Source organism: Occultella aeris, assembly GCF_902703175.1.
Taxonomy (GTDB): Bacteria; Actinomycetota; Actinomycetes; order Actinomycetales; family Beutenbergiaceae; genus Occultella; species Occultella aeris.
In genome coordinates this window covers 19,680-28,200 of sequence record NZ_CACRYJ010000031.1, presented here as the reverse complement: position 1 = coordinate 28,200, position 8,521 = coordinate 19,680, and the positions used below count along the sequence as shown (strand labels likewise).

The 8,521-nt window shown below is 69.2% G+C and carries 9 protein-coding genes; 5 read left to right on the top strand and 4 right to left on the bottom strand.

The window, feature by feature from the left end; all coding sequences use genetic code 11:
* The 5 genes from HALOF300_RS26995 to HALOF300_RS11300 form a co-directional block, all read left to right on the top strand.
* On the top strand, window positions 1-1,405 hold a 1,405-nt coding region (locus HALOF300_RS26995), incomplete at its 5' end, for a hypothetical protein (protein WP_197522485.1).
* Between the two features lie 33 nt (window positions 1,406-1,438).
* Entirely contained in the window at window positions 1,439-3,328 is a 1,890-nt protein-coding gene (locus HALOF300_RS11315; protein WP_156741043.1) for a type IV secretory system conjugative DNA transfer family protein, read from the top strand.
* Window positions 3,325-3,903 carry a hypothetical protein gene (locus HALOF300_RS11310; RefSeq protein WP_156741042.1) on the top strand — a complete coding sequence of 193 codons (579 nt, stop codon included), beginning with the start codon at window positions 3,325-3,327 and terminating at the stop codon, window positions 3,901-3,903. The genes HALOF300_RS11315 and HALOF300_RS11310 overlap by 4 nt, the downstream gene beginning before the upstream one ends.
* Window positions 3,900-4,319 carry a glutaredoxin domain-containing protein gene (locus HALOF300_RS11305; RefSeq protein ID WP_156741041.1) on the top strand — a complete coding sequence of 140 codons (420 nt, stop codon included), beginning with the start codon at window positions 3,900-3,902 and terminating at the stop codon, window positions 4,317-4,319. Before HALOF300_RS11310 ends, HALOF300_RS11305 begins: the two co-directional genes overlap by 4 nt.
* A 39-nt stretch (window positions 4,320-4,358) precedes the next feature.
* Window positions 4,359-5,342: an arsenic resistance protein gene (locus HALOF300_RS11300; RefSeq protein ID WP_231955271.1), complete on the top strand. Its 984-nt coding sequence runs from the start codon at window positions 4,359-4,361 to the stop codon at window positions 5,340-5,342.
* Here the strand turns inward: HALOF300_RS11300 and HALOF300_RS11295 are convergent.
* The 4 genes from HALOF300_RS11295 to HALOF300_RS11280 all read right to left on the bottom strand — a co-directional run bounded on the left by HALOF300_RS11295 (window position 5,328) and on the right by HALOF300_RS11280 (window position 8,488).
* Window positions 5,328-5,708: an ester cyclase gene (locus HALOF300_RS11295; protein WP_156741040.1), complete on the bottom strand. Its 381-nt coding sequence runs from the start codon at window positions 5,706-5,708 to the stop codon at window positions 5,328-5,330. The two genes, HALOF300_RS11300 and HALOF300_RS11295, sit on opposite strands and share 15 nt — an antisense overlap.
* A 10-nt stretch (window positions 5,709-5,718) precedes the next feature.
* Entirely contained in the window at window positions 5,719-6,141 is a 423-nt protein-coding gene (locus tag HALOF300_RS11290) for a MerR family transcriptional regulator (protein ID WP_197522484.1), read from the bottom strand.
* The gene (locus HALOF300_RS11285) at window positions 6,138-6,461 is read right to left on the bottom strand and encodes a hypothetical protein (protein ID WP_156741039.1); all 324 of its coding nucleotides are present in this window, start codon (window positions 6,459-6,461) and stop codon (window positions 6,138-6,140) included. Before HALOF300_RS11285 ends, HALOF300_RS11290 begins: the two co-directional genes overlap by 4 nt.
* 377 nt (window positions 6,462-6,838) lie before the next feature.
* Window positions 6,839-8,488 carry an FAD-dependent monooxygenase gene (locus tag HALOF300_RS11280; RefSeq protein WP_197522483.1) on the bottom strand — a complete coding sequence of 550 codons (1,650 nt, stop codon included), beginning with the start codon at window positions 8,486-8,488 and terminating at the stop codon, window positions 6,839-6,841.
* Window positions 8,489-8,521: the final 33 nt, after the last annotated feature.

The window sequence follows — 8,521 nt, the reverse complement described above, 5'->3', positions numbered from 1 at the left end:
GGCCATGCGTGCCCAACTGCGGACCCTCACCCGTGCCACCCGCCCGCAGGCTGCGCCGCGCCGAGGACGGGCCCGGGAGGAGGATGAGGATCTGCCGTATGTGGACCTGGGCGGCCGGTGGGGTCGGCTGCGGGAGGCGATGTGGTCCCCGATCGGTGCGAGGACCCCGATGCACATCGCCTCATCGGTGGACGCGGGCGTGCTGACCCCGTTCGTGGCGGCCGATACCGAGCTGCTCAAGGGCCCGGCCCAGGGGGTGAGCCCGTGGGACGAGATGGTCATCCGGATGGACCCGTGGGATTTGTACCGGGCCGACCTGGTGGACTCGGTCGGACTGTGCGCGTGGGGGACGATGGGCTCGGGCAAGACCTACGCCCTGCAGACGGCAGCCCTTCGCCTGATCGGCTACGGCCGGCACGTCATCGTCGAGGAGGACCCCAAGGGCGAATGGGCCGCCCTCGCGGAGGCGGTGGGTGGGCAGGTCCTGCGCGCCGGGCCCGCCGCCGGCACCAAGATGAATCCCCTTGCGGCCCCGACCGCACGGGCCACCTCCTCGCCGGGTGCGTCGGGCAAGATGCTTGCCGCCCACCGGGGCAACATCCTGCGGCAGATCGTCTCGATCCTGCGGTCCGGCAAGGCGTTCACCGAGGATGAGGAGCCGTGCATCGACGCTGTCGTCGACGCGATCGAGACTGGGCAGTGCCGGGCCAGCATTCCGGGGGTGGTGGACTACCTCGACGACCCGCCGGGAGACCTGGTGCGCCTGGTGGGTGCGCAGGCGCCCGGGGTGCTGCACCTGGTGCTGCGGCGTCTGATCTCCGGCCCGTTGGCGGGGATGGTCGACACCGAAACCAGCACGGTCCTGGACCCGGCCAGCCCGATGATCTGCATCGACACCTCGATGCTGCTGGGCGCCGACCCGGTCACCAAGGCGATCGCCTCGGCGTGCATCGGCGCCTGGGTGGACGCCCTGCTGGCGTGCCAGGACGGGCGGTTCCGCATCGTGTTGGAGGAGGAGGCCTGGGCGAAGCTGCGCAACCGCTACTCCGCCCAGGCGATCGACACCCGGTTGCGCATGACCGGCTTGTGGCGCTGCTCGAACTGGCTGATCTTCCACGAGCTCAACGACATCGGACAGATGGCCGACGACGGCGCGCATCGGGAACTGGTGCGCGGCATCATCTCCAAGTCACCGATCAAACTTGTCTACCGGCAATCACCGGCGGCGCTGGCCCTGTTCAGGGAGTTCGTCCAGCCCACCGATGACGAACTGGCCACCGTCGCGAGCCTGAGCCCCCATGTCGGGCTGTGGCGCCTCGGGGAGCAGATGTCGGTCCTCGTGCACTCCGAGACGGTGCCGACCTCGCACGTGTTGTTCGACAACTCCGCGGGCAGGGCCGGCTGAGCCGGCCCGCCACAAGTAGAGGGAGATGCTCAGATGCTGTTGCCAGTCCCCACCGTCGAGGCGCCGGAGCGGGCCGAGGCGCCGACCCGTGATGCCACGCAGCCGCCCGCGGGCGCGCCCGCCACCGGGTTGGGCTCGCTGGGTGCCTACGTCTGGCCCTACCGGCTGCTGACCAGCGTGCGGGACAAGTCCTTGCTCGCCGGGGCAGGGATGACGGCCCTGATCGGGGTGGTGATGATCGTGCTGTCGGTCGCGACCGGCTCGGCGAGCCTGGGTGTGGTCGCGGCCCTTGGCTGGGTGGGGTGGGCAGCGGCCTGGTTCGTGATCGTGCGGGCCTGGTGGGCCTACCGGACCAGCCCGCGCCGCGACCACCACCTGCTGCTGAGCAGGCCAGGGATCGCGACCGTGGAGGAGGTCCGCCGCACCGTCGCCGATGCCGCCCTGGTGCGCCGTGCCGGGCAACTGCGCCCGGCCCTGGCCGCGACCAGGACACAGACGCGGGAACCCGTGCGCGCCAGGGAACTGTCCTGGCTGGTGGGGACCTCCCGCACCGAGCCGGTGTGCGCGGCCATCGACGTGCCCGTGTATCTCGCGGGCCCGGCCCGGTCCGGCAAGGGGTTGACCGTGTTGATCTCAGCGATCATGGAGGCACCCGGATCGGTCGTGACCACGTCCACGCGCGCGGACAACATGGAGGCCACGATTGCCGCCCGGGCGCAGGCCGGTCCGGTGTACGTGTTCGACCCGGAAGGGGTGTCCGGGCGGGCCACGACGCTGCGGTGGGACGTGCTCGCCGGGTGCGAGGACCCGGCGGTGGCCCAGCGCCGCGCCGGCGTGCTGGTGGCCAAGGTCGGGTTCACCGGTGAGAACCAGGTGTGGGCGACCAGCGCCGGCGGGATCGTGCAGTGCCTGCTGCACGCCGCTGCCGTCTCCGGGCGCCGCGCCCAGGACGTGCACCGGTGGTCGACGTCCCCGGAGATCGCCCGCGAGGTGGTCTCGCTGCTGGAGCGCTACTCCCCGGAGTCGAACTGGTCGGAGACGATCGCCGCGATCCAGGCCGAGGACGCCAAGATGCGCTCGAACAAGTGGTTCGGTGTCGAGTCCGCGTTCAAGGCACTCGACGTGCCCAGTGTCCGTGCGGTGTTCGACGTCGGCCCCGGCGAGGCGTTCGACCCCGCGGCGTTCCTGCGCTCGTCCGGGACGATCTACATGATCTCCCGCTGGCGCGACACCGCTGCCACCGGCGGCAGCGTCGGAGCGTTCTTCTCCCTGGTGCTCGACGACATCGCCCAGGCCGTGCGCACGATGTCCCAACAACCCGGCAACGAGGGCCGTCAGGACCCCCCGTGTGGGCTGGTCCTGGACGAGATCGCGAACATCCACCCCTGGCCGGGCCTGCCGCTGGCGGTGGCCGCAGGATCTGGTGAGGGCCTCTACGTGGTGATGGGATTCCAGTCCCGCTCCCAGGCCCGGGACGCCTACGGCACCGACACCGAACGCTCACTGTGGGAGAACAGCACCATCTTGTTGCTGGGCGGGGGCTCGGACCACGCCGACCTGAAGGAGCTGTCCGAGCTGCTCGGGGACCAGACGGTCAGCACGGCCTCGCGAACCTGGGGCGGCGGGCTCGCCGGCGCGCTGACCCCCTCGCTGCAGGACGGTGAGCGAGACAAGGCCCTGGTCAGCGTCGATGAACTGCGGCGCCTGCCCGAACGGGTGCTGCTCATGGTTCAGGGACGCCTGCGCCCCATGGTGGTGACCACCATCCCGTGGCCAGAGCGGCCCTGGGCGCACCGAGTACACGCCTCCAAGGCCTGGCACAACGCCCACCCCCGCACCGGCGAGCACCTGGCCGAGGCATACCCCTCCAACTCGATGGCCGGCGAAGGGTCCGTCGAGGACCGCGGGGCCAGGCAGCAATGAGTGGGCCGGGGGATCCCTGGCAGCAGGGCGCCCCGCTTGAGGCGATCTGGGGCGAGGACCTGCCCGACGCGGATGAGCGCGAGATCCTGGCCGCCCCGGTCAGGGTCCCGGCACCGTTCTGGTGGGCGCGCTCGACCCGACTGATGCGCGAGGAGGCGCTGGCGTTCACGATCACGTTCACGGAGTGGGTGATCGCGGTGTGGCGCTGGGACCGCAAGCTGCTCCCAGCCTGCTGGGTGCGCCACCCGGACATCGTCGTGGAGATGTCGGCACTGGCGATGGCGTACACGTCCCTGCACAGCAAGGACAACCCCGGCGGCCCGGTGCAGTGGCTGCTCTATCTCGACTACCAGCGCCGCCGCCTGGCGGACAACAACTCCGCGGCTGGGTGCGCCAGCCGCGGGTACCACGAACTGATCGGCCAAAGCGGGCAGGCGACCGCGGACCGGCTGCGCAGTTACGGCGAGGGTGATGAGTCCATGCCCGAACTACCCCAGCGCGTGGGCCGCTGGACCTGGCCCCACACCCACCCCGAGAACGAACTGAGTGAGACCGAGACCGGAGGACGGCGATGAGCACCGTGACGATCTACACCAGCCCAGACTGCACGGCGTGCTACGCGGCCAAGCTGCGGATGCGCGCAGCGGGCGTCGAGTTCGAAGAGGTCGACCTGGCATCAAACCCCGGCGCCCTGGCGTACGTGCGCGATGAGCTCGGCCACCGGCAAGCACCGGTGACCGTACGCACCGGCCCGAGCGGCCAGGTGGACCACTGGAGCGGGTTCCGGCTGGAGAAGATCCGGCAACTTGAAACCGAGTGTGTAGGTTCTCGTCCAAGGTGGCCACTTCTCGCCTTGTTGTCAGGGGCGTGTCAGATTTCTCGCGCATCTGTCAGGCGGGCAGATGGCCACGTGGGCGGACGGGACGTCATTCTCCGATGCTGCAACTTCGCCGGTGACGTGGTCACGACGACGCGGGCGGATGCGTGCTGACTTGGCCGGGGCACCCTCTCCGGTCCGTAGGCTCGCAGCATGAGTTCGGCGGTCACGTGGATGGGGCGGTGGCAGGTCCCGCTGTATCTGGGCGCGATCATGCTGGCCGGGATCGTCGGGCTCGCCGCCCCAGCGGCCGGCCCGCCGTTGGCTCGGACGATCAATCCGGTGCTCGGGCTCCTGCTCTACGCGACCTTCTTGGGGGTTCCGTTCGCGGCGATCGGCGCTGCGGTGCGCGATCTGCGGTTCCTCGCAACCGTGCTCGTGTTGAACTTCGTGATCGTCCCGGCTGTCGTGTTCGGGCTCTCGCGGTTCGTGTCCGCAGATGAGGCGGTGCTGCTCGGCGTGCTGCTGGTGCTGCTGACGCCATGCATCGACTACGTGATCGTGTTCTCCGGCATCGCTGGCGGCGCGAGTGCGCGGCTGCTCGCCGCGGCGCCGCGGCTGATGCTCGGCCAGATACTCCTGCTACCGGTGTACCTGCTGCTGTTCGTCGGCCCGGACACCGTGGGGCTGATCGAACTCGCCCCGTTCGGCGAGGCGTTCGGATTCCTGATCGTGATCCCGCTCGCGGCCGCCGGCCTCACACAGTGGTGGGCGCGCCACAGCCGGGCCGGGCAGGTCCTGAAAGAGACGGCGCTTGGCCTGATGGTGCCACTGATGATGCTCACCCTCGCCGTGGTGGTCGCATCCCAGATAGCCGGCATCGGCTCCCAGCTGAGCACGCTACTGCTCGTCGTGCCGATCTACGTCGCCTTCCTGGTGGTGATGGTGCCACTCGGCATCCTCGCCGCCCGGTTCGCACGGCTCGACGTCCCGGCATCGCGAGCGGTCGTGTTCAGCGGCGCAACGCGCAACTCCCTCGTGGTGCTGCCACTGGCACTCGCGCTTCCCGAACCACTGGAGATCGCCGCCCTCGTGGTCGTCACGCAAACCCTCGTCGAACTGGTCGGGATGGTGGTCTACGTGCGGCTCATCCCCCGGCTTATGCCCGCACGTCCGGCAGCATCACCGTGGGTCTAGCCGCAGTTGCCGGAACCGGTCGAGCGTGTCCTCCACGCCCCAGGCTCGCTCGATCAGGTCGCCGCGGAAGGTGAAGAAGTACGCCTCGTCGACATTCTCGAACCGTCGGCCGGTCGGCGGGTGCCCGCGCCAGGGCCCCAGGTGCGTGCCCGAGCACCGGAACCGTGCCGCAAGGGCGGACTCGTCGGAGACCATGTGCACGGTCGTCATATCAACGTCGGGGAACGCGGCGCGAAACGGCTCGATCCACCCCCGGGCCACTGGCACCATTCGGGGGACATAGAACCGCTCGAGGTCGTTCAGATCACCGCCGACCATCACCACCCGCACGAGGTCGAGCACCACCTTTTCGTGGGCGGCGTTCATCGGACGGAGCTCACGGTGTGGCCCCACCTGTGCGTGCGAGGTCGGCGTAAGGAATCGGGCAGTCCACGCACGTGCAGCCGGTCAGGCTGTCGCAGCGGGCATCGACGACCTGCTGCAGGGACGCACGGATCGTGGCGAGATCGGTCATCCTCTGCTCGATCTCCTCGATCTTCGCCACGGCGCGCGTGCGTAGGTCGGGCGGCGGGTGCCGGCGGCTACCGGCGTCCAGGAGCTCAGCCACCTCGTCGAGGGTGAAACCGAGCCGTTGCGCCGCCTTGATGACCCGCAGCAGCGCCACGGTGTCCTCGGAGTAGGTGCGGTGCCCGCCCAGGCTGCGCACGGGCGCCGCGATCAACCCGCGCCGCTCGTAGTAACGCAAGGTCTCCACGTTGACGCCGGCGCGCTCCGCGACCTGGCCGCTGCGCAGACTCACTCGATCACCCCGGATCGCGCCTGCAGCGAGTCTAGGATCGACGTGTGCTGCGGCGGGACCTCGATGCCGAGCACAACGTCAGAGCCGTCTGCGGCGACTGTGAAGCCGAAGAATGAGCAGCACTGCGCCTCGCGGGCGGCGAGATCGCGAGTGATCTCCTCGAGGTCATCGTCGCTGCTGTGCAGGCGCAGCGTGAGGCGTGTGGGCGACTCGCGATCGGCGCTGCGCACCGGGCCTGTCAGGAGTTCGTCGAACTCAGCCAACCGGACCGGTCGCTCCGCGGTCGGGAGAGTACATGCGTCGGGGATCTCAAATGCCATGCGACAACGGTAAACCTGTACTTGGGTACGGACTACAAGCCCGACCGACACCGAAGACTCGGACAGCTTGCTGAGACAGGTGTCACCTCGGCGCTCGATGTAGGCGCAGGTCAGACGCACCGCGGGCGAAGTTGGTGGTGGTCTCACCCCTCTGACAGTGAGGTGTCAGTGGTCTCATCCATCTGTCAGTGGACGTTTACGTCCGTGTCGCTGGCGATCAGTCGCGACGAGGCGGGAAGCAGCACGCAGCCCGTCCCGTGACGGGATCCTCAAGCGGGGATGGGGTCTCGGGCGTTCAGTCCACGGCTGCCGCCTGTGATGACTGGCGGGCGGTGGACGAGTTGGGTCGGGCGGCGCCTGCGGGCACGGCGCAGTTTCTACCCCGGGCTGGAGCCCGGGTCCGGAGTTGTCTCAGGGTTGCGGCCGGGTTCGGTGCTGTGGCTCGGCGGTGCGTCGTGCACGGCCCGCAGGTATGCGCGGAATCCGGTGAGGTCGGTGCCGCCAGCGCGGTACCCGATGTATCCGTCGGGCCGGACCGCGTAGTGGACCGGGTCGCGGGTTCGCAGACCGAGGCGGCGCAGAGCCAAGCCGGTCGGGTCGCCCCAGACGCCACTCCCCCCGGTTGTGTTCAGCCGCACGATCCGGACACCAGGCCATTCGTCGGCGGACACCTGCTCGGTCCAGCTGTCGACCGGCCCGCACAGCAGCAGGTTGATCTGCGTTGGGGAAAGCTCGGCGTGGAGTGTGCTCCGCGTTCCGTCAACGGTGATGGGGGCGTCAGGGAGGCGGTCGCCAGCGTGCGGGCCACGACGCAGTCGGCGGTGGCCCTCGACGGAGAGCGGGCTGTCGCGGTAGCGGATGCCCAGCTGGGAAATGGCCCGGAAGCCGACCTTGCGCAGCACTCCCAAGCGGAGCACCAAGGGTGCGGCGACCGCTACGACCCGAGGGCGCACATACCGCAGGACAGGGTTGCTGGAGGTCGCCACGCGAAAGGCCCGGTTGGTCATCCTCAGAACCGAGTCGGCGACCGGTAGCCGTTCTTGTTCGTAACTGTCCAACAGATCGGCTGCCGCCAGCCCGCCGCAGACCCTCGCGAGCTTCCAGCCCAGGTTCACCGCATCCTGGATACCGGTGTTCATTCCCTGCGCCCCAGCCGGGCTGTGGATGTGGGCGGCGTCGCCGGCCAGTAGCACACGGCCCGCGCGGAATTGATCGGCCCGCCGGCTCTGGACGGAGAAGTTCGTCAGCCACACCGGGTCGTGAAGCACCACTGTGTCGTGGGTGTAATGCTGGACGAGGCCCTGTACCGATTCCAGCGTGGGCTCGGCGGCACGGTCACACTGGGGAGCCATGGCGAGGATCCGCCAGGTTGCGGGCGAACCCAGCGGGAAGAAGAACATCATCCCCGCCTCGCTCAGGTAGACATGAATGCGCCCGGCCTCCAGGCCGTCTGCCTCGAGGTCCGCGATCACGAAGGTCTGCGGAAACGCCGTCCCACAGAAGCCGATCCCGCTGCCGTGTCGAACGACGCTGTGTGCCCCGTCGCACCCCACGACATACCGTGCACCGATCTGCGCTTGACCCCGCGCCGTCCGAGCCGTACAGGTGACGTCAATGCCGGACTGGGTGAGGTGGAGCACCTCGACATCACGTTCGACCTCTACCCCACTGTCGGTGAGCCGGCCCAGAAGGATCCGCTCAGTCTCGGCCTGGGAGAGGAACAACAAGAACGGGTACGCGGTCTGATCGAGACCTTCCCCGAACAGTTTCACCTGCGTGGTGCGCTTCGTGGAATGTAGCAGCAGGACCGTGGCGGGATCTCCGGCGGCGACCAGCGCCTGGGATACGCCCAGACGGGCGAGGACCTCCAGGGTTCGAGCCTGGATGGCAAGCGCCCGCGACTGATGCACCGCGGCCGGGGCCCGGTCGACGATCCGGAAGCTGACACCGTGGGCACGCAACTCTGCGGCGAGTGTCAACCCCGTTGGGCCAGCACCCACGATGAGCACATCGACCACCGATTCCACAGGTCCGACGCTACCGCCGTGCCCCATCCCGTG

Coding starts and splice junctions, on each gene's coding strand:
- HALOF300_RS11285 (WP_156741039.1), bottom strand. CDS start 6,461: ATGGCATTTGAGATCCCCGACGCATGTACTCTCCCGACCGCGGAGCGA.
- HALOF300_RS11300 (WP_231955271.1), top strand. CDS start 4,359: ATGAGTTCGGCGGTCACGTGGATGGGGCGGTGGCAGGTCCCGCTGTAT.
- HALOF300_RS11295 (WP_156741040.1), bottom strand. CDS start 5,708: ATGAACGCCGCCCACGAAAAGGTGGTGCTCGACCTCGTGCGGGTGGTG.
- HALOF300_RS11315 (WP_156741043.1), top strand. CDS start 1,439: ATGCTGTTGCCAGTCCCCACCGTCGAGGCGCCGGAGCGGGCCGAGGCG.
- HALOF300_RS11310 (WP_156741042.1), top strand. CDS start 3,325: ATGAGTGGGCCGGGGGATCCCTGGCAGCAGGGCGCCCCGCTTGAGGCG.
- HALOF300_RS11305 (WP_156741041.1), top strand. CDS start 3,900: ATGAGCACCGTGACGATCTACACCAGCCCAGACTGCACGGCGTGCTAC.